Annotated in this window: 12 protein-coding genes and 4 pseudogenes; 8 read left to right on the top strand and 8 right to left on the bottom strand. The window is 70.7% G+C overall.

Features of this window, described 5'->3' with window-relative positions:
- Window positions 1-324: 324 nt before the first annotated feature.
- Window positions 325-966, top strand: a complete 642-nt coding sequence (locus tag AB0C46_RS30725; protein WP_362831810.1) for a hypothetical protein — start codon at window positions 325-327, stop codon at window positions 964-966.
- Between the two features lie 510 nt (window positions 967-1,476).
- On the opposite strand, the gene AB0C46_RS30730 is transcribed toward AB0C46_RS30725, so the two are convergent.
- The 3 genes from AB0C46_RS30730 to AB0C46_RS30740 all read right to left on the bottom strand — a co-directional run bounded on the left by AB0C46_RS30730 (window position 1,477) and on the right by AB0C46_RS30740 (window position 5,981).
- The gene (locus AB0C46_RS30730; RefSeq protein WP_362831812.1) at window positions 1,477-2,196 is read right to left on the bottom strand and encodes a DinB family protein; all 720 of its coding nucleotides are present in this window, start codon (window positions 2,194-2,196) and stop codon (window positions 1,477-1,479) included.
- A gap of 207 nt (window positions 2,197-2,403) precedes the next feature.
- The gene (locus AB0C46_RS30735) at window positions 2,404-4,185 is read right to left on the bottom strand and encodes an ABC transporter ATP-binding protein (protein WP_362831814.1); all 1,782 of its coding nucleotides are present in this window, start codon (window positions 4,183-4,185) and stop codon (window positions 2,404-2,406) included.
- Entirely contained in the window at window positions 4,182-5,981 is a 1,800-nt protein-coding gene (locus AB0C46_RS30740) for an ABC transporter ATP-binding protein (protein WP_362831816.1), read from the bottom strand. Before AB0C46_RS30740 ends, AB0C46_RS30735 begins: the two co-directional genes overlap by 4 nt.
- 232 nt (window positions 5,982-6,213) lie before the next feature.
- Here AB0C46_RS30740 and AB0C46_RS30745 point away from each other — a divergent pair, with 232 nt between their 5' ends.
- Together AB0C46_RS30745 and AB0C46_RS30750 are read left to right on the top strand one after the other, a co-directional pair.
- Complete coding sequence (locus AB0C46_RS30745; RefSeq protein ID WP_362831817.1) at window positions 6,214-6,972, top strand: hypothetical protein; 759 nt, start codon at window positions 6,214-6,216, stop codon at window positions 6,970-6,972.
- A gap of 248 nt (window positions 6,973-7,220) precedes the next feature.
- The gene (locus AB0C46_RS30750) at window positions 7,221-8,666 is read left to right on the top strand and encodes a cation:dicarboxylase symporter family transporter (RefSeq protein ID WP_362831819.1); all 1,446 of its coding nucleotides are present in this window, start codon (window positions 7,221-7,223) and stop codon (window positions 8,664-8,666) included.
- A gap of 58 nt (window positions 8,667-8,724) precedes the next feature.
- Here the strand turns inward: AB0C46_RS30750 and AB0C46_RS30755 are convergent, their stop codons facing one another.
- Entirely contained in the window at window positions 8,725-10,158 is a 1,434-nt protein-coding gene (locus AB0C46_RS30755) for a Gfo/Idh/MocA family oxidoreductase (protein ID WP_362831820.1), read from the bottom strand.
- A 331-nt stretch (window positions 10,159-10,489) separates the two neighbouring features.
- Between AB0C46_RS30755 and AB0C46_RS30760 the strand changes: the two genes are divergently transcribed.
- Window positions 10,490-11,860: an alpha-amylase family protein gene (locus tag AB0C46_RS30760; RefSeq protein ID WP_362831821.1), complete on the top strand. Its 1,371-nt coding sequence runs from the start codon at window positions 10,490-10,492 to the stop codon at window positions 11,858-11,860.
- Window positions 11,861-11,962: 102 nt separating this feature from the next.
- On the opposite strand, the pseudogene AB0C46_RS30765 reads toward AB0C46_RS30760, so the two are convergent.
- Together AB0C46_RS30765 and AB0C46_RS30770 are read right to left on the bottom strand one after the other, a co-directional pair.
- Window positions 11,963-14,892, bottom strand: a pseudogene (locus AB0C46_RS30765) (FAD-binding and (Fe-S)-binding domain-containing protein).
- A gap of 111 nt (window positions 14,893-15,003) precedes the next feature.
- Window positions 15,004-15,462, bottom strand: coding sequence for a MarR family transcriptional regulator (locus tag AB0C46_RS30770; protein WP_362831822.1), 459 nt, complete (start codon window positions 15,460-15,462; stop codon window positions 15,004-15,006).
- A gap of 124 nt (window positions 15,463-15,586) precedes the next feature.
- Here AB0C46_RS30770 and AB0C46_RS30775 point away from each other — a divergent pair, with 124 nt between their 5' ends.
- Window positions 15,587-17,404, top strand: coding sequence for an ABC transporter ATP-binding protein (locus AB0C46_RS30775; protein ID WP_362831823.1), 1,818 nt, complete (start codon window positions 15,587-15,589; stop codon window positions 17,402-17,404).
- A 179-nt stretch (window positions 17,405-17,583) separates the two neighbouring features.
- The gene (locus AB0C46_RS30780) at window positions 17,584-18,417 is read left to right on the top strand and encodes a helix-turn-helix domain-containing protein (RefSeq protein ID WP_362831825.1); all 834 of its coding nucleotides are present in this window, start codon (window positions 17,584-17,586) and stop codon (window positions 18,415-18,417) included.
- Here the strand turns inward: AB0C46_RS30780 and AB0C46_RS30785 are convergent.
- Window positions 18,347-19,297 (bottom strand): annotated as a pseudogene (locus AB0C46_RS30785) (SMP-30/gluconolactonase/LRE family protein). The gene AB0C46_RS30780 and the pseudogene AB0C46_RS30785 overlap by 71 nt on opposite strands.
- On the opposite strand from AB0C46_RS30785, the pseudogene AB0C46_RS30790 reads away from it, so the two are divergent.
- Together AB0C46_RS30790 and AB0C46_RS30795 are read left to right on the top strand one after the other, a co-directional pair.
- A pseudogene (locus AB0C46_RS30790) lies at window positions 19,286-19,636 on the top strand (Lrp/AsnC family transcriptional regulator); the annotation flags it as partial. The pseudogenes AB0C46_RS30785 and AB0C46_RS30790 sit on opposite strands and share 12 nt — an antisense overlap.
- A 407-nt stretch (window positions 19,637-20,043) precedes the next feature.
- The gene (locus tag AB0C46_RS30795; protein WP_362831827.1) at window positions 20,044-20,640 is read left to right on the top strand and encodes a DUF1707 domain-containing protein; all 597 of its coding nucleotides are present in this window, start codon (window positions 20,044-20,046) and stop codon (window positions 20,638-20,640) included.
- On the opposite strand, the pseudogene AB0C46_RS30800 reads toward AB0C46_RS30795, so the two are convergent.
- A pseudogene (locus AB0C46_RS30800) lies at window positions 20,615-20,885 on the bottom strand (IS630 family transposase); the annotation flags it as partial. The gene AB0C46_RS30795 and the pseudogene AB0C46_RS30800 sit on opposite strands and share 26 nt — an antisense overlap.

The following is a 20,885-nucleotide window of genomic DNA, read 5'->3' on the forward strand; positions in this document are numbered from 1 at the left end:
CCGTTGCCCGGCTCCGGCGCATCATCCGCCGGATTCGGTCGCTGCCCAGGTTGTCCCCCACCAGCACCCTGCGGTCGGCACGTTCGAGGGATGCGGAAGGATGTCCAGGCTCCTGCCACCGATGAAGTGAGAGAACCGACAACCGTGACTCACCAGCCGCCGCAGATGCCACAGCCCGGATATGGCGCCCCTCAGCCGCCGTATCCCGGCGCACCGGTTCCGCCGCAGAACGGCCCGACGCCGCCGGTCGGACTGCCGGCTCATGGAGGCGCGGGCTTCGCTCCGCAGCCTCCGACTCCTCCTGAGCGCCGCACCGGCCTGATCGTGACCGTCGCCCTGATTGTCGTTGTGCTGCTCGCCGGGGGCGGTTTTCTGGCGTGGTCGCAGCTCGGTGGTGGGGGCGAAACCGAGGCGCGGCAGGGGCAAGGGCAGAGCCAGGAACGGGAACAGGGGCAGAGCCAGGGCCAGGGGCAGAACGTCCCCGAGGTGGTGAAGTCGACGCCGGCCGAACTTCGCTACGACGCGAAGGCCACGGCGCAGATGTACCCGCCGGAGAAGCGGGACCCCTCGTCGTACCCGGAGTTGAAGGGCCTGGCCCAGACCGACTCGGTCTACTACCCGAAGGACAACCGCTCGGTCACCCTGGGGGTCCACACCGGTGCGGGTACGGTGTCCAACCCGGAGCAGCGGGTGGCGGCAGCGTTCGCCCCGAACGCGATGGCCGTCGCGCCGAAGGACTTCGATCTCCAGGAACCCGACGCGGAGGGAGCCGTCCTGCGCTGCGGGATCTCCAAGGGTGATGGCGTCTACATCCCCCTGTGCGTCTGGGCCGACAGCACCTCGGTCGGTGACGTGGTCGGGGTGGGCGACGCGACCTCGCGCTCCCTCAAGAAGGTGGACCTGAAGACGCTTGCGCAGCAGACGAGCGACCTGCGCAAGGCAATGCGCGGCGACTCGGCCGGCTGACCGCTGACCGCTGACCCGTCCCGCATCCGGAAACGGCGGCGCGGACTTCCTGACGTCTGCGACTTCCTGAGTTCTGCGACCTCCTGAGTACTCGACCTCCTGACCTCTGCGACTTCCTGACCTCTGCGCCGCCGTCGCACCACCAGCATCACCGGTCCCCCCGATCCCCCCGAACACCGCCGGAAACACTCCCCGGACCAGCATGCCCGGGCCGGAACTTGTGTCTTGACCAGCGGTCGCTGCGACGGACGCCCAGGCCGGCGGACAGCGAGCGCAGGCGGCCGGACAGCGAGCGCAGGGTCGAGCTGCACACGCCGATGCCGGATAGGCGGACCAGCACACGAGGTCCTGGTGGAGACGGATTTCTTGGTGGAAAGCCGATCTACACCAGGGGTTTCGCTGCGCCCTGTCAGCTCAACTGGCGGACTGCACACGGCAGGTGGCAGGACCGACCGCTCACCGGTGTGTGGAGCGGAGACGCCCATGAACACCCGCGCGGCGCGCCCGTGCCTAACCGGCACTGGTGAAGCGGGCCCGCCACAGGTCGCGGAGCAACGCGATCTCGGCCATGTGGTGGATGAATTCGAGGTTGGAGCCCGCCAGCACGGCGATGAACGGGTCGTCGGGGTCGGAGCCGTAGGGGTACTGCGAGAAGCCGACGGTGTCGAGCTGCTCGTCGGTGACGGTGGCGACGCTGTCGCGCCAGCGGTCGATCAGCGCCCAGAACCGGTCGAGTGCCAAGGCGGCGGAGGGGGTGAAGTCGACCAGCAGCTTCGGCTCCTGCCGCCGTTCGCCGAAGGTCCACTCCCATCGGCCCGCGAATTCGAAGTGCAGGTGATTCAGCCGCCACGCGAGGGTCGTGATCGGTGTGTTGTCGGGCTCCGGGGTACCGGTGTGGGCGAGGATCTGCTCGACCCGCTCGACACTCACGCTCCAGTCATCAGCGATCTTGGTGACGGACATGCCGCCGGCGGCCTGCCGGGCGACCTCGGCGTACTCGTTTGCCGGGATCTCCGGGGCGCCCTTGTCGAGCAGCCACTCGCCCGGTCCGAACGCCCTGGGCGTCGCCGCCTCGTCCCGGCGCCGGATCGACCAGCAACCGGGCACCGGCTCCCACAGGTACTCCTCGTCACCGAGCCCCGTCAGCCGTACCTGGGCCATCTCCCTGGCCTGGTCGAACTGGCCGAGCAGTAGGCCCAGACGGCCGGTCTGCGCGCCCGCGATCTCCATACCTGACTCCCTTCGGTCGCGGCGCGTCACCCGCCGCGCTCAGGTGGAAGGTAGTCGCTCGCCTCCCGGGGTGCGACCGATTTCCTCGCCCACGAGGCGGTGCCGCACCACCCGCATCACCGCAACTCGTGCAGGCCGTCCGCACCCTCCGCTCTCCCAGGCCGTCCCGATAGCGGGCCCATGTTGCTCCCGGCCGGTACCACCGCATCAGCCGTGCCAGGACCGCCAGAGTGCCGCGTAGGCGCCGTCGGCTGCGACCAGTTCGTCGTGGCTGCCCAGTTCGCTGATCCGGCCGTCCTCGACGACCGCGATCACATCGGCGTCATGTGCGGTGTGCAGCCGGTGCGCAATGGCCACGACCGTGCGGCCGTCCAGCACTCTGCCCAGCGAGCGCTCCAGGTGGCGGGCCGCCCGTGGGTCCAGCAGGGAGGTCGCCTCGTCCAGCACCAGGGTGTGCGGATCGGCGAGCACCAGCCGGGCCAGCGCGATCTGTTGGGCCTGGGCGGGAGTCAGGGGGTGCCCGCCCGAGCCGACCTCGGTGTCCAGCCCTTTGCCCAGGGCCCGCGCCCAGTCATCGGCGTCCACCGCGCCGAGTGCGGCCCACAGTTCGGCATCGGCCGCTCCGGTGCGGGCCAGCAGGAGGTTGTCGCGGAGCGAGCCGACGAAGACGTGGTGTTCCTGGTTGACCAGCGCCACCTGTTCGCGGATCCGCTCGGCCGGCATCGTGGAGAGCTCGGCGCCGCCCAGGGTGACGCTGCCCATGCGGGGCCCGTAGATACCGGCCAGCAGCCGGCCCAGCGTCGATTTGCCTGCGCCGGACGGCCCGACCAGTGCCAGCCGGGTGCCCGGCCGGACCCGCAGCGAGACCTCGTGCAGCACATCAGCGCCCGCGCGGTAGCCGAAGCTCACCTCGTCGGCACGGAGGTCCCGGCCGTCCGGGCGCCGGTCCGGGTCGGTGGGCTCCGGCGCGATCTCCCGGACGCCGACGAGTCGCGCGATGGACACCTGGGCCACCTGCAGCTCGTCGTACCAGCGCAGGATCATGCCGACCGGCTCGATCATCATCTGTGCCAGCAGCGCCCCCGTCGTCAGCTGCCCGGGGCTGAGCCAGCCCTGCATGACGAATGCGCCGCCGAGCAGCAACACCGAGCCCAGGAGCAGCACATGCGTCAGATCGATGACGGGGAAGAGCACCGAGCGCAGAAAGAGCGTGTAGCGCTCCCACTGGGTCCAGTCCCGGATGCGGCGCTCCGACAGCGCGATCCGGCGGGCGCCCAGCCGGTGGGCCTCGACCGTATGCCCCGCGTCCACGGACTCGGTGAGCACGGCGGACACCGCGGCGTAACCGGCGGCCTCCGAACGGTAGGCGCTCGGCGCCCGCTTGTAGTACCACCGGCAGCCGACGATCAGCAGGGGCATGGCGACCACCACGGACAGGGCCAGCGGCGGCGCGGTCACCGTCAGTCCGCCGATCAGCAGCGCCACCCACACCACGCCGATGGCCAGCTGCGGTACGGCCTTGCGCATCGCGCTGGAGAGCCGGTCGATGTCCGTGGTGATCCGCGACAGCAGATCGCCGGTGCCGGCCCGCTCCAGTACGCCCGGCGGCAGCGCCACGGACCGTACGAGGAAGTCCTCCCGCAGATCCGCCAGCATCCGTTCGCCGAGCATCGCCCCGCGCAGCCGGACCATGCGCACGAACACCGTCTGGGCGGCCAGCGCGACGGCGAACACCGCGAGGGTGCGCTCCAGCGGGAGGTCGCGGGCGCCCGCGGACAGCTGCTCGACGACTCCGCCGAGCAGATATGGGCCGGCCATGGAGGCGATCACCGCGGCGGTGTTCACGGCGATCAGCACCGCGAACGCCGTGCGGTGACGGCGGAGCAGGCCGCCGACGTAGCTGCGGACGGTTGCCGGTGAGCCGACGGGGAGGGTCGTGAGGGTCTGCGGGGCGTCCGGATCGTGGTCCGGCGGTGCCAGGCCGATCATGCGGTCTCCTCGATCTGGCCGGTCGACAGCGCCGGCGCGGGGTCCGTTTCGCGGGTGACGACCGCGCGGTAGCCGGGGTGGCTGTGCAGCAGTTCGCGGTGGGTGGCCATGGCGACGGCCTTGCCCTCCTGGAGGAACACCACCTGCTCGGCCCGGTCCAGGAGGAGCGGGCTGGAGGTGAGCACGACCGTCGTCCGGCCGGTCCGGACCGTCCGCAGGCCGTCGGCGATCCGGGCCTCGGTGTGTGCGTCGACGGCGCTGGTCGGCTCGTCGAGCACCAGCACCTCCGGGTCGGTGACCAGCGAGCGGGCCAGCGCCAGTCGCTGCCGCTGCCCGCCGGACAACGACCGTCCGCGCTCGGTGATGAAGGTGCGCATCGGGTCTCCCGAGTCGTCGACCGAGGCCTGCGCGAGCGTGGTCAGCACATCGCCGCACTGGGCCGCGGCCAGCGCTTCCGTCGCGCCCACCCGCCCGGAGCCCGGTACGTCGAGCAGTTCGCCGAGCGTGCCGGAGAGCAGCATCGGGTCCTTGTCCTGGACGAGTACGGCCCTGCGGGCGGCGTCCCGTGGCAGGTCGTCCAGTGGGGTGCCGCCGAGGACGGCGGACGGGCCGATGCCGCCGTCACTGCCGTCCTCCTCCTGCGCCGGGTGTCCGCCGAGGCGTTCGGCGAGCCGGCCGGCGGCGTCGGGGTCGCCGCAGACCACCGCGGTCAGCCGGCCGGCCGGGGCGGTCAGCCCGCTGACCGGGTCGTGCAGAGCGCCGGTGGGCGTCGTCCCCCGGTCCTCGGTCCGTCCGCCGGCCGGCCGGTGCTGGGCCAGGACGCGGGCCGTGCGCTGCGCCGAGGGCCTGGCGAAGGAGTAGGCCTGGGCGATCTCTTCGAAGTGCTGCAGCGGGAAGAGCAGGAAGGCGACCGCGCTGTAGATGGTGACGAGATCGCCGACGGCGATGGTGCCGTCGAGGGCGAGCCGGGTCCCGTACCAGACCACCGAGATGAGCAGCAGGCCCGGCAGCAGGACCTGGACGGCCGAGATCAGGGACCACATCCGGGCGCTGCGGACGGCGGCCTTGCGTACCTTTTGGGAGGCGCTGCGGTAGCGGCCGAGGAAGAGTTCCTCGCCGCCGATGCCGCGCAGCACGCGCAGCCCGGCGACGGTGTCGGAGGCCAGCTCGGTGGCCTGGCCGGCCTTCTCGCGCTGGGCGTCGGCGCGCCGGGTGGCGGGCGGCAGCAGCGGCAGGACGGCCAGCGCGAGTACGGGTACGCCGACGGCCACCAGGACGCCCAGTTCCGGCTGGTAGAAGGCCAGGGCGACGGAGACGCCGATCGCGGTCAGCGCCGAGGCACCGAACCGGGAGAGGGCCTCGACGAACCAGCCGATCTTCTCCAGGTCGCCGGTGCTGACGGTGACGATCTCGCCGGCCGCCACCCGTCGGGTTATGGCCGAGCCCAGTTCCGTGGTCTTGCGGGCGAGCAGCTGCTGCATCCGGGCGACGGTGGTGATCCAGTTGGCGACGGTCGCGCGGTGGAGCATGGTGCCGCCGAGCGCGATCAGTACGCCCAGGGCGAGGACCAGGCCGCCGGCCAGGAGGAGCCGGCCGCCGTCGCGGTCCACCACGGCCTGTACGGCGAGACCCACCGGCAGCGGGGAGGCGGCGATGGCACCGACGTTCACCAGCCCCCAGGCGAGGGCCTTGAGCTGTCCGCCGAGCTGCTGTCGGCAGAGCCACCGGAGGAAGGCGCCGCCCGTACGGACGTCCGGGACGCCCGGGTCGGGGTGCGGAAGGTCACGAAGGTGCATGCTGTTCCAGCCGGAGTCGTGGTGAGGGGGCGGCAGCAGGCCGTCCCGGCAGGCGAAATGCCCCTCCCGCACGTCTTGTCGCCGGCGGAGGTTCTGGAAGATTGGCCCGCGGACTGGGCTGATTTCAAACGGGTTTTCCGCTGTGGCCATGTGATTCGGACAATCGTGTGGTGGCCGGGAGACAGTGGATGGGGCTGAACGGCGGTCAGGTCCACGGTGCGACCATGGGGCCATGCGGACAGCGGGCAGTGCGATGCGGACGGCGGCGGTGGCCCTGGCGGGGCTGGTTCTTCTGGCGGGCTGCGGCGGCGGTGCGGGCGGCGGCCGGGACGGTGGCGGCAAGGACGACGGTGCGGCGAAGGGGGAGCGCCCCGGCGGCCCGGCCCGCGGCGGGTCGTCCACCACCCACCTCAAGGACATCCCCGAGGTCGGCCCGGCCCTGCGGTCACGGATCCCGGCCGCTTCCCGGCAGGTCGTGGCGGTCTACGGCGCGGGTGTGAATTCCGCCGACGCCACCGTCGTCCTCTACGACAAGGGCGCCAACGGCTGGGACCGCAAGGCGAGTTGGGCCGCTCACAACGGCCGGCGCGGCTGGACGGTGAATCATCACGAAGGGGACAAGCGCAGCCCCGTCGGGGTGTTCTCGCTGACCGACGCGGGCGGTGTGCTCGCGGACCCCGGCGCCAAGCTCCCCTATACGCACTCCTCGGCGTTCACCCCGCCGTCGTACTGGTCCAAGAACACCCGTCACGACTTCGACCTTGTCGTCGCGATCAACTACAACCGCGTCAAGGGGACCTCCCCGCTGGACCCGACCCGGCCGGAGGGGCAGTCCAAGGGCGGCGGGGTCTGGCTGCATCTGGACCACGGCAGCGGCACGTCCGCCTGCGTCAGCGTCCCGAAGCCCGGGATGCGGGCCTTGCTGCGGGCCCTCGATCCGGCGCGGCACCCCGTCATCGTCATGGGGGACAAGGCGCACCTCGCGGCCTGAGGGTCTCGGCGGGCGTAACGAGGCGTGCGAGGCGTGTGAGGCGGGCCCGCGCCGCGATGGGGACGAAAGCGAAGAGTGCGGCGATGGCTGCTCAAATCGCTACAGGGTGCGCGGGCCACCTTGGACCAAGCTCCAAGATTTCCAGGGAAGTTACCTCGACCTCTTTCGTGGTGAACAACAAGCGGCAATAGTGGCGGATCGCGGAAGTCCACTTCCGCATCCCAGAATCCGTCCATGGAGGAGTGCCCGTGCCGCACGCCACCGGAACTCTCGCCCGCCGCGCCGGCCGTCACCTGCGCACCAGCCTGTTCACACAGGTCCTCATCGCCCTGGTTCTCGGCGTTCTCGTCGGACGCCTGTGGCCGGAGGCGGGTTCGTCGCTCCAGCCGCTCGGTGACGGCTTCGTACGCCTGATCAAGGCGATGATCGCGCCCCTGGTCTTCTGTGTGGTCGTCGCCGGCATCACCAAGGCGGGCGACCTCAAGGCCTTCGGCCGGATCGGGGTCAAGGCCCTGATCTGGTTCGAGGTGGCGACCAGTATCGCGCTCGTCGTCGGCCTGCTGGCCGCCAATGTCTTCACCCCCGGTGCCGGGATGCACATCGACCCGGCTTCCCTGGACAAGGGCGCGGTGGACGCCAAGACGGGTGGCGGACAGCTGCCCTCCGCCGCCCAGTTCGTCCTGGAGTCGCTGCCGAACAGCGCGGTCGGCGCGTTCGCGGAGAATTCGCTGCTGCAGGTCCTGGTGCTGGCCTGCTTGGTGGGTGCCGCGCTGCTGCACCTCGGGCAGACGAAGGTGCCGCAGATCCTGCCGCTGATCGAGCAGGCCCAGGACGTCGTGTTCACCGTCGTCGGCTTCCTCATGAAGCTCGCCCCGCTCGCCGTCCTCGGTGCCACCGCCCACCTGGTGGGGGAGTACGGCCTGGGCGCGATGTCGACGTACGGCAAGCTGATCGCGGTCTGTTACGGCGTCGCGCTGGCCTTCCTGGTGCTGCTCGCGGGTGCCCTCAAGGCCGTCACCGGGCTGAGCCTGTGGAAATTCGTCCGCTACACCCGTGAGGAGCTGCTGCTGGCGCTCGGCACCGGCTCCAGCGAGACCGTGATGCCGCGGATGATGCAGAAGCTGCGGGCCGCGGGCTGCCGGGACGACGCGGTGGGCCTGGTGCTGCCGACCGGCTACTCCTTCAACCTCGACGGCGCCTCTATCTACCTCTCCATCGGCACGCTCTTCATCGCGCAGGCCATCGGTGTCGATCTGTCGCTCGGTCAGCAGATCACCGTGGTGCTGGTACTGATGCTGACCAGCAAGGGCATGGCGGGCGTACCGGGTTCGGCGTTTCTCGCGCTGTCCGCGACGGCCTCCGCGCTGGGCGTCATCCCGGCCTCCGCGGTCGCCCTGCTGCTCGGTGTCGACCGGATCATGGACTCGATGCGGGTGGCGACCAATCTGCTCGGCAACTGTGTCGCGGTCTTCGCGGTCTCCCGCTGGGAGGGCGCACTGGACCGGGTGACGGCGAAGAAGGTCCTGAACGGTGCAGAGCCGGCTGCTGCCCCGGCCGACGGGCCGGCCGCCGCCCCGGCCGACGGGCCGGCGGAGCGGGACCGGCTGCCGCAGCGGGGGGAACCGGCGCCGGACACGCCGCGGGAGGACGCGGCCGAACCGGGCGCCGCAGCCGTCACGACCCGCGACACCTGAGGCGGCGGGCCCGGCCGGCGTGCAGCCGCCTGCCGGGCCCGGGGAGCGCTCCGGGCTCTTACTCCTCGGGCTTCTTCGAATCCATCCCCGGCCGCGCCTTCTTCCACAGTCCGCGGGTGAAGTCGGGAATCTCCTGCGGGGCGCCCTTCGCCTTGATCGACAGATCGCTCAACGGCACCGGCGCGGTCCAGGTCGCCCCGTCATAGACGTCGAAGTCCGGTACGAGGCCCAGCCGCATGCACTGCATCAGCCGGAAGACCAGCATGTAGTCCATGCCACCGTGCCCGCCGGGCGGGTTGGCGTGCTCCTTCCAGAGCCAGTGGTCCCACTCCGCGTACTTGCGGAAGTCGCCCCACTCGTCATTGCTCTGGTCCGGCTCCAGATAGATCCGCTCGGGGTAGTCCTCGAAGACGCCCTTGGTGCCGCCGAGGCTGTTGATCCGGCTGTAGGGGTGCGGGGTGGAGACATCGTGCTCCAGCCGGATCACCCGCCCCTTGGCGGTCTGTACGAGGCTGATCGTCCGGTCGCTCTCGATGTACGACTCCTTCCAGCTGGGGTCGTTCGCGGGCATGTGCTCCTTGCGGTACGCGGCGAGACCGAGCGCCGGGGTGCCGAAGCTGGAGATCCGTACGGCGCGGTCGCCGCGGTTGACGTCCATGTAGTTGGCGACCGGACCGAACCCGTGATTGGGGTAGAGGTCGCCGCGCAGCCGGGTGTGCCACAGCCGGCGCCAGGGCCCCTCGTAGTACTTGGGGTCGAACATCAGGCCGCGCAGATCGTGGTTGTAGGCGCCGGCGCCGTGCAGCAGGTCACCGAACAGGCCCGCATGGGCCATCCGCAGCACCCGCATCTCGTTCTTGCCGTAACAGCAGTTCTCCAGCTGCATACAGTGCTTGCGGGTGCGCTCGGAGAGGTCGACCAGCTCCCACAGCTGGTCCAGGCGCAGCGCGAGGGGGCATTCCACGCCCACGTGCTTGCCGTTGAGCATCGCGGTCTTCGCCATGTCGAAGTGCCAGTCCCAGGGCGTGGCCACGTAGACGAAGTCGATGTCGCCGCGCTTGCAGAGGTTCTCGAAGTCATGGTCGCCCTTGGTGTAGACGGCGGGCGCCGGCTGCCCCGCGTCGGTGACCTTCTTGGCGGCCGTGGCGGTCTTCTCCTTCACCGGGTCGCACAGGGCGACGACACGGGCGCCCGGCACCGCGAGGAAGAGGTCGATCATGCTGCCGCCCCGGTTGCCGAGGCCGACGATGCCGACGCGTACGGTGCCGCGCCGCTCGAACGGCACCCCGATCATCGTCCTGCCCGTGGCGCGGGGGGACGCGGCGGCGGCCGTCGCGGAGCCGGCCGCGCCGGGTGCGGCCGCCGCGGCCGGTCCGGCCGGGAGGCCGCCGAGCCCGAGCCCGGCGCCCGCCGCACCGGCGGTCCACAGGACCGAACGGCGGCTCGGCCCCGCCTCGTTGTGGTCGTCGTGCTGCGATGGTGCCTCGTTCATCGGTCCTCCAGGAGCGGTGGTGTGCCGGGGCCTACGTGAACCTCGGTCAGGACCCTGTCGGCCGGAGGCCTGAGGCACAAGAGGGCCGATTGGACTCTTGTTACGGCACGCTTGGACTCTTTGCCGCATTACCGGATCCATCGCGGCAAGGCAGGATGCGCCGCTGCCAGCATCTTTCGCAAGGCGCTGAAAAGCCTTGCAGAAAGCCTTGACGTGTCCACGAGGCGAACGGCAGGCTCCGATACGGAAATCCCCCCATGGCGGCCCGGCGCGTGGCTGCTCTCGTGGGCGCGGTGCGCGCTGCCGTGCCCCATGACCAAGGAGCCGCAAGATGCAGCAACGTTCCCGTGTGCTGGGCGGGGCGCTGGCCGGAGTGCTGGCCGCGGCCGGCCTCGCCACCTTCGCGCCGTGGTCCTCCCAGGCCGCCCCACCCGGCGAAAAGACCGTCACCGCCACGCTGTTCGAACGGAAGTACGCGGACGTCGCCCAGGCCTGCACCGACCAGCTCGGACCGGCCGGCTATGGCTATGTCGAGGTCTCACCCGCCTCCGAGCACATCCAGGGCGATCAGTGGTGGACCTCCTACCAGCCCGTCAGCTACAAGATCGCCGGACGGCTGGGCGGCCGGTCCGCGTTCGCCGCGATGGTCAGCGCCTGCCATACCGCGGGCGTCAAGGTCATCGCCGATGCCGTCATCAACCACATGGCGGCCGGATCCGGTACGGGCACCGGCGGCACCCAGTACACCAAGTACCACTACCCCGGCACCTACCAGGACCAGGACTTCCACGGCTGCCGCAAGAGCATCTCCGACTACGGCAACCGCGACGACGTCCAGACCTGCGAACTCGTGGGCCTCTCCGACCTCGACACCGGCCGCGACCAGGTCCGCACCACCATCGCCAAGTACCTCGACGACCTGCGGTCCTTGGGCGTCGACGGCTTCCGGGTGGACGCCGCCAAGCACATCTCCGCCGCCGACCTCGCCGCCATCAAGGGCAAGATGAGCGACCCCGGCTACTGGGTGCAGGAGGTCATCCACGGCGCCGGCGAGGCGGTGCAGCCCGAGGAGTACACCGGCAACGGCGACATCGACGAATTCCGATACGGCAGCCACCTCAAGAGTGCCTTCCAGGGCGGCAACCTCGCCCAGCTCAAGTCCGTCGCGGACGGCAAGCTCGGCAGTGACAGGGCCCGCACCTTCGTCGACAACTGGGACACCGAACGCAACGGCTCGACGCTCACCTACAAGGACGGCGCGGCCTACACGCTCGCCCATGTCTTCATGCTCGCCTCGCCCTACGGGTCGCCGAACGTTCACTCCGGCTACGAGTGGTCCGACAAGGACGCCGGACCGCCGAGCGGCAGCGGCGGCTGGACCGACCAGCACGCCAAGCAGGCGATCACCGGGATGGTCGGGTTCCGCAATGCGGTGGGCTCGGCGGAGCTGACCGACTGGTGGGACAACGGCGGCAGCGCCATCGCCTTCGGCCGGGGCGCCAAGGGGTTCGTCGCCCTCAACAACGGGGACGCGGAGCTGAAGCAGACCTTCGCCACCTCGCTGCCCGCCGGCACCTACTGCAATGTCGTGGCGGCCGCACCGTCCGCGTGCGACGGCCACACGGTCACCGTGGGAGACGACGGGAAGGCGCAGCTCTCCGTCCCCGCCAAGGGAGCGGTCGCGCTGCACCGCGCGCGCTGACCCGCACGCTCCCGCACCCGCCGGGCGGACCTGCCCTCCCGGCGGGTGCGGGACACCGGCCGTTCCGCACCGCCGCCGGGCGCCGCGCCGCACTGCACACCCTCAAGCGGGCCGGGTGGCCCACTCCAGCGCCTGGAGGGCCGAGTAGTAGCCCCGGCCCGCCGTCGCATGGTCCATCCCCACCTCGCACATCCGGTTCGCCGACAGATGCGCATCGAAGTGCCGGGCGGTCACCTCGGCCGCCTCCTTGGCGGTGGCCGACTCGGTCAGCTCACTGTGCAGCATCCCCCGGTCACCGGCGAACGCACAGCAGCCCACGTCGTCCGGCACCACGACCTCCCGCGCACAGGCCTCGGCGACCCGGCGCAGCTGGCTCTCGTCGCCCAAGTGCTGCATGGCGCAGGTGGGATGGAGCACCGCCGAGCCGACCGTACGCACCAACTCCAGACGGGGCAGCAGCTCCTCGGCGGCCCAGACGACCGAGTCGACGACGGTCAGCCCGGCATGCAGTGCGCGATTGCCGGGTGTCAGATACGGCACGACGTCATGGGCGAGGCCCAGCGTGCACGAGGACGCGTCCACCACCAGCGGCAGCCGGCCGCCGGCCGTCCATCCCCAGGCCGCCTCGACGATGCGGTTGGCCATCACCTCGGTGCCGCGCCGGTACCCCTTGGAGTGCCAGATCGTGGCGCAGCAGGTACCGGCCACCTCCGGCGGGATCCACACCGGCCGGCCCGCCCGCCGCGACACCGCCACCACCGCTTCGGGCAGGGGCAGCCCGCGGAACCCGGCGGGCGGGCCGAAGATCCGGTTCACACATGCCGGGTAGTAGACCGCGGCCGCCCCCACCCTCCGGGTCGCGGGCCGCGTACGGGGCGCCGCACCGGGAATCTGCGGCAGCCACTCGGCACCAGGTCGGGGCGAACGGCCCTGCGGGCGGCGCCGGTCACCGACCTCAGCAGCCGGTCGCCGATCCGGTCGGCGGCGGCCACCGCCAGCCGCGCCGCCTTCTCGACGGCCTTGAACTGCCGGGCGGACTGCGCGGCGACCCACTCCTCGCGCGGTGTGTGCCGCCGGTGCCGGAAGTCCTTCATCAGCGCACCGGTGTCGATCCCCACCGGGCAGGCCAGTTTGCAGACCGAGTCACCGGCGCAGGTGTCCACCGCGTCATAGCCGTAGGCGCCCAGCAGCGCGCCGGTGACGGGGGAGCCGGCCGGCTGGCGCAGCATTTCGCGGCGCAGCACGATCCGCTGGCGGGGTGTGGTGGTCAGGTCCCCGCTGGGGCAGGCCGGTTCGCAGAAGCCGCATTCGATGCACGGATCGGCGCGGGCCTCGACCCGGGGGATGGTCTTCAGCCCGCGCAGATGCGCCCGCGGGTCGCGGTCGAGCAGGATGCGGGGCGCCAGGATGCCGTGCGGGTCCACGGTCTCCTTGATCCGCCACATCAACTCCGTTGCCCGTGGGCCCCATTCGAGCTCCAGGAACGGCGCGATGTTCCGTCCGGTGGCGTGCTCCGCCTTCAGCGACCCGTCGAAGCGCTGGACGGTCAGCCGGCAGAACTCGTCCATGAACGCGGCGTAGCGCGCCACCTCGGCCGGCTCCGCCGCGTCGAAGGCGAGCAGGAAGTGCAGATTGCCGTGCGCGGCGTGGCCCGCCACCGCCGCGTCGAAACCGTGCCGCGACTGCAGTTCCAGCAGGGCCGTACCGGCCTCCGCGAGCCGGGCCGGCGGTACCGCGAAGTCCTCGGTGATCAGCGTCGTCCCGGGCGGCCGGGAGCCGCCCACCGCCGTCACGAACGCCTTGCGGGCCTTCCAGTAGCCGCCGATCGCCCCCGCGTCCCGGGTGAAGGCATTGGTGACGGACGCAACCGGCGCGACCAGCTCCAGTTCCGTCAGCACCTGCGCCGCGGCCCGCTCGTACGCCTCCTGGCCGGCCTCGTCGGGCGCCCGGAACTCCACCAGCAGCGCCGTGGTCTCCTTGGGCAGCGCTGCCCAGTCGGCGGGCACCCCGGCCACGCTCACCGAAGCGCGCAGCGTATGACCGTCCATCAGCTCCACGGCCCGCGCGCCCGCCGCGTTGAACCGCGGGACGGCCGCGGCCGCGGCGCCGAGCGTCGGGAAGAACAGCAGCGCGCTGGAGGTGTACCGGTCCAGCGGCACGGTGTCGAAGACGGTCTCGGCCAGGAAGCCGAGGGTGCCCTCGGAGCCGACCATCAGTCCGCGCAGGATCTCCACCGGTGTCGCGCCGTCGAGGAAGGCGTCCAGGCGGTAGCCGTTGGTGTTCTTGATCTCGTACTTGGCGCGGATCCTGGCCACCAGTCCCGGATCCGCCTCGATCTCCGCCTTCAGCGCCAACAGGCCCGCGCACAGCGCCGGTTCGGCGTGCGCCAGCTCCGCGTCCGCGTCCGGTTCCGCGGTGTCCACGATGGTGCCCGACGGCAGCACGACGGTGACCGAGGCCAGCGTCCGGTAGGAGTTATGGGTGGTGCCGGCCGTCATCCCGGAGGCGTTGTTGGCGACCACTCCGCCCAGTGTGCAGGCGACGGCGCTGGCCGGATCGGGCCCGAGCAGCCGCCCGTACCGGGCCAGGGTGGTGTTGGCGCGCAGCACGGTGGTGCTCGGCCGGATGCGGGCGCGGAGCCCGTCGTCGAGCACCTGGACGCCCGTCCAGTGCCGGCGTACGTCGACGAGGATGTCCTCGCCCTGCGCCTGGCCGTTGAGCGAGGTGCCGGCGGCCCGGAAGACGACCTTGCGGCCCTTCCCGTGCGCGTAGGAGAAGACCGCGGAGATGTCGTCGAGGTCCTCGGCCACCACCACGACCTGCGGGACGAAGCGGTACGGGCTGGCGTCGGAGGCGTAGCGGACCAGGTCGGAGATGGTGTGGAGCACCTTGTCCGCGCCGAGCAGCGCGATCAGCTCACCGCGCAGCGGCTCGGGGGTGCCGGATGCCCACGGGCCGGTCACCCGGTCGTGGGCCGGGCTGCCGGTGGCGGTGGGTCGCAGGGTCTCGGGGTCCGGCTCCAGCAGGGGCATGGCGGCACTCCTCCGTTGACTGCGCGTCAGGGCCTCTCCGGCGGGTCGGCGTGGGCCGCGGCATCAGACGCCGCGGGCTGATCCACGCCGGCCCACCGGACCGGCCCGAGTTCAATGCGGGACCCCTGGCCCGTCGACCAGGGTGGACAGCAGTCCGCCGAGCACCTCGCGCTGATCGGCGGTGAGTGGTGCCAGGATCTCCTCCGCCGCGGCCCGCCGGGCGCTGCGCAACGCCCGCAGGGTGGCACGGCCGGTGTCGGTCAGCTCGATCCGGATCACCCGCCGGTTGGCCGGATCGGGTACCCGGCGCACCGCGTCATGGGTCTCCAGCGCGTCCACCAGCGTGGTCACCGCCCGCGGGACGACCTCCAGCCGCTCGGCGAGGTCGGCCATCCGGGGCGGGGTGTCGCGGTAGTGGTCGACGATCCGCAGGAGCCGGGACTGCGCGGGGGTGAAGACGATGTCCAGGTGTTCCAGATGGTGCTTCTGGGCGCGGTGCATACGACGGGTCAGCCGTACCAGCTGCTCGGCGAGGTTCGTGGTGCTGACCGTCGGCTCGGGGGAGGGCATACGGCGAGGATAGCGGACAGCAGGACCTTGTTCATTGTGAGCATAGGTAACAATGAGCTAGGCTCCACGATGCTTGCTTCCCCGTCCGTCCGTGTCTGTCTTCCGCACACCCTCGAAGGAGCCCATGCGCAGCGACGAACCCCAGTGGACCCCGCCGCCCAAGGACCCGGGAAAGCCGGTCCAGTTGCGGCGGATCCTCGCTCTCTTCCACCCCTACCTCGGCCGGCTCGCCCTCGTCGGCCTGCTTGTCGGCGCCTCCTCGCTGGTCTCGGTCGCCTCGCCGTTCCTCCTCCGCGAGATCCTGGACGTGGCGATACCCGGCCGGCGCACGGGACTGCTGACCCTGCTCGCCCTCGGCATGATCGTCACCGCCGTCACCACCAGCGTCTTCGGCGTACTGCAGACCCTGCTGTCCACCACCGTCGGGCAGCGCGTCATGCACGATCTGCGCACCGCCGTCTACGCCAAGCTCCAGCGGATGCCGCTGGCCTTCTTCACCCGCACCCGCACGGGCGAGGTCCAGTCCCGGATCGCCAATGACATCGGCGGTATGCAGGCGACGGTCACCACCACCGCCACCTCCCTGGTCTCCAATCTGACCTCCGTCATCGCCACCGTCTGCGCCATGCTCGCGCTCGACTGGCGGCTGACCGTCGTCTCGCTGCTGCTGCTTCCGCTCTTCGTCTGGATCAGCCGCCGGGTCGGCAACGAACGCAAGAAGATCACCACGCAGCGGCAGAAGCAGATGGCCGCGATGTCCGCGATGGTCACCGAGTCCCTCTCCGTCAGCGGCATCCTCCTGGGCCGCACGATGGGCCGCGCCGACTCCCTCACCCGGACCTTCGCCGGCGAGTCCGAGCGCCTGGTCGACCTGGAGGTCCGCGCCAACATGGCCGGCCGCTGGCGGATGGCCACCATCGGGATCGTCATGGCCGCCATGCCCGCGCTGATCTACTGGGCGGCAGGTGTGGTCCTCCAGCTCGGCGGCCCGGTCTTCTCCCTCGGCACCCTGGTCGCCTTCGTCTCGCTCCAGCAGGGCCTGCTGCGGCCCACCGTCTCCCTGCTGTCCACCGGCGTACAGATGCAGACCTCGCTCGCGCTCTTCCAGCGCATCTTCGAATACCTCGATCTGCCGGTTGCCATCACCGAGCCCGCCGAGCCGGTCCGCATCCCGGCCCCACGTGGTGAAGTCCGCTTCGAGAACGTGACGTTCCGCTACGACCCCGAGGCCGCCCCCACCCTCGACGGCATCGATCTGACCGTCCCCGCCGGCGGCAGCCTCGCCGTCGTCGGGTCGACCGGCAGCGGAAAGAGCACCCTGAGCTATCTCGTGCCGCGGCTCTACGACGTGACCGCGGGCCGGGTCACCCTCGACGGCACGGACGTCCGTGACCTCGACTTCGACACCCTCGCGCGCTCGGTCGGCGTGGTCTCCCAGGAGACCTACCTCTTCCACGCCTCGGTCGCCGACAACCTCCGCTTCGCCAAGCCGGACGCCACCGACGACGAGATCGAACGCGCCGCCAGGGCCGCCCAGATCCACGACCACATCGCCGCCCTCCCTGGCGGCTACGACACCCTCGTCGGCGAGCGCGGCTACCGTTTCTCCGGCGGCGAGAAACAGCGCCTGGCCCTCGCCCGGACCATCCTGCGAGACCCGCCCGTCCTCGTCCTGGACGAAGCGACCAGCGCCCTGGACACCCGCACCGAACACGCCGTGCAGCAGGCCATCGACGAGCTGTCCGAGGGCCGCACCACCCTCACCATCGCGCACCGCCTCTCCACGGTCCGCGACGCCGACCAGATCGTCGTGCTGGAAGCCGGCCGGATCGCCGAGCGCGGCACCCATGACGAACTGCTCGCCGCCGAGGGGCGTTATGCGGCGCTGGTGCGGCGTGACGCACACCTCACTCCGGTCGGTGATCAAGCGATGGCCCCGTAAGTGACCCGCGGGTAAGGTCGGCTCCGCGGCGGCCAGTTCAATGGTCGGGGTGGCCGCCGCACCCACTCCTCGGCCGCCCGGCCCGGCGCGTCTGCCGGTCTCAAGGACCCGTTCGGCCGGCTTCAAGGATCGGTTGGGCCGGTCTCAAGGATCGGTTCGGCCGGCCTCAAAGACCAGCGGTGAAGTCCGCCAGTGCCGATGTCGAAATGCTCAGCTTCGCGCAACTGCGGCTCATGGACCGCAGCCGCCGGCGAACCCGACCCCAGCGCCCGGCCTTCCATGTCATGGCCTTGGTGCAGTCGGGCGTAGGACGACACACCGCCGATTTCATCGAGCACCCCCTGCGGGAGCGAACCGTCGTGTGGATACGTCCTGGTGTGGTGCACCGCTGGACCGATGTCGACGCCCTGGAAGGCCCCCTCCTGCTCTTCACACAGGGCTTCCTGCCCGCTCCGGGCCCCGTGGCGCAGGCGGCGGGGGATGTCTTCGGTCCGGCCTGCTGGCAACTGGAGCAGGACGTCTGGGAACTGGCCATACGGGCCGCGGATCACCTGCGGCACGAGCACGCGGCAGCGGTATCGCATCCACGGCTGTCCTCGGTCCCGCTGCTCGCCCACCTTCTGTCTGCCCTCGTGCTGCGGGTGCTGCCCGCCGAGCCGGCCGAGCCCCCGACCGGCAGGCCCCACGAACACACCGTCTTCCACCACTACCGGACCGCGGTGGAGGAACGGTTCACCGAGCACCACCACGTACGTGACTACGCCTCCACCCTCGGCTACGGTCCGCGCACCCTCACCCGGGCGACCCGCGCCGTAACGGGCCTGGGCGCCAAGCAGTTCCTCGACCAGCGGATCCTGCTGGAGGCCAAACGGCTGCTCGCACACACCGACCTGCCTGCCGCGCGCTGCGCAGGGCGTCTCGGCTTCCACGACGCCGCGAACTTCACCACGTTCTTCCAGCGTCAGGCCGGTCTGTCCCCGAGCCGCTGGCGCACAGGGCACGCCGGCCGCTGAGCCCTCGTTGCGAATACAGCGTCGTGGTAGCGGTGATGAAGAGACGGTTGTTCTTCGGCCCGCCGAAGGCGATGTTGGAGACCGCTTCGGGGACGCGGAGACGCCCGATCAAGGTGCCGTCCGGGTCGTAGCAGTGCACCCCGCCGAACATGGCGGCCGCCCACAACCGGCCCTCGTCATCGAAGCGGATGTTGTCGAACCGGCCCTGTCCATCGGCAATTTCGGCGAAGACCCTGCCCTCCGAAAGCGACCCGTCCGCACGCACGTCGAAGACCCGGAGGTGACCGGCGCGGGTGTCCGAGACGTACAACTGCCGCTCGTCTGGCGAGAGGACCAGCCCATTCGGCCCGCTGAAGCCGTCCGCCGCAAGGCTGACGCCGCCCGTCGACGCGTCGATCCGGTAGACGTGGCATGCGCCGATCTCGCTCTCGGCGCGATAGCCCTCGTAGTCGCTGGTGATTCCGAAGTCGGGATCGGAGAACCAGATGGTGCCGTCGGAGTGCACGACCGCGTCGTTGGGGCTGTTGAGCCGCTTGCCGTGGAAGCGGTCGGCCAGCACGGTGATGCTTCCGTCGTGCTCGGTGCGGGTGACGCGGCGGTTGCCCTGCTCGCAGCTGATCAGCCGGGACTGGCCATCGAGGGTGTTGCCGTTGCTGTGCCCGGCCGGGGAACGGAAGACGCCGACGGAACCGGTCGGCTCGTCCCAGCGCAGCATCCGGTCGTTCGGGATGTCGCTCCAGACCAACTGGCGCTAGGCGGGCAGATAGACCGGCCCCCCGGCCCAGCGGCAGCCTTCGTACAGCTTCTCCAGACGCTCGTCGCCATTCGCGCATCTCCCGGTCCGGAAGCGGTCGTCCAGGACCTCGTAGGTGCCATTCATGAGCGGGTCCGCAAGCTCCGTGAGCGCGGAGTCATTCGCCGTACGACCGTGGAGGTGGACCCCGCCGCCCTCGGCCGTGGAGTACTCGCGTTCGTCATGGTCGAGTCGTCGGCGTGGATGGGCGATTCGGCAGCCGCCTTCCTGGCCATTCCCGAGATCGAGGAGGCACATGTGATCGCGGGCACCGCCTCCGTCCTGGCGAAAGTGCGCACCGCGACCACCGAGGAGCTCCAGGACGTGCTGCGCAGGCTGTACGCGATCGAGGGCGTCAGCGGAACCCAGGCGACGGTCTCACTGGAGACCTTCTTCGAGCGCCCGGTGTCGCCGCGGGCGTCCTGACGTTTCAGAAGGGGACCTCGCGTCCGCAGGCAGTGTCTGTGGCGGGTGGTAGGCATGGGGAGTGATCACACAGGAGGTCTACGAGACCAAGGCGGCCCGGCCCGCTGGAAGCAGCAATGGCCCGAACTCACCGTGCTGGACCGGCCGGTAGTCCCGGCGCCGCTGCCGGGACCATCACCAAGGCCATGGGCGAGCTGGGCCAGGCGCGGCTAGGTGTACTCGGCCAAGAGGTTGGTGACGCGGCTGGAGCGTTTCATCGAGCATGCCCGTCGTATCCATGGCGAGGACGGTAGGCGAGGTGCGACAGCGGCGTAACGGGCTCAAGGCTCAGGGCCTGTCCGGCGGGTCGCATGCACCGTCTCAGCATCAGGCCGGGAGGTCTTTGTCCGTGCGGTTACAGTCGCACCATGACTGATGGGGAGCAGGGGTCGGAGCTGACGACGCCGGGCATGGCGGAGCTTCGGGCAGCAGATGCCGACCGGGAGTTGGTGGCTGAGAAGCTGCGGGTCGCGGCGGGCGAAGGCCGTATCGACTTTACCGAGTTGGAGGAGAGGCTCGATAGGGCTTACGCCGCGAAGACGTACGGCGAACTCGACACCCTGGTCGCTGATCTGCCACAGGAGCGGCCCTCCGGCTCGCGTTCTGGCACTGACGTGGAAACCCTCGTCCTCAAGCCCCGCCTGCGCAACGTCGAGCAGAGCGGCCGGTGGACAGTCCCCCGGAGGATCGTCGCCGAATGCAAAATGCTGCACATCGTGATCGATTTCACCGAGGCGCTCTGTGCGCACCGTGACGTTACTGTCGAGGCGAGTTGCGGAACGGGCAACATTCAGTTGATCGTTCCGCAGGGCTGGGCGGTGCGGATCGACGGGGCGAGCACCAATACCGCGCACATCAGCAACAAGGCCACTGCGCCGGCAGACCCGAGCTCCCCGACGCTCACAATCGTCGGACACCCGCGAGCCGGCCGCATCAAGCTCAAACAGCCCCGCCGGAGGCGATAGCCTGCGCTGGCGCGGCCCGGTTCCCAAGCACTGTCCGCTGGGTTACGAGCGGAGCCAGAGACGTACGGCGGTCGGCGATCCAGGTCCGGATGTCCTTCTCCAGGGCCTGGACGCTCTTGTGGACGCCTCGCCGTATCTGCTTGTTCGTGGGCTCTGCGAACCAGCGTTCCACCAGGTTGAGCCAGGATGATCCGGTGGGTGTGAAGTGCAGGTGGAAGCGGGGGTGCGCAATCAGCCAGGTCTTG

The organism is Streptomyces sp. NPDC048637, assembly GCF_040650675.1.
In the GTDB taxonomy this organism is placed as follows: Bacteria; Actinomycetota; Actinomycetes; order Streptomycetales; family Streptomycetaceae; genus Streptomyces.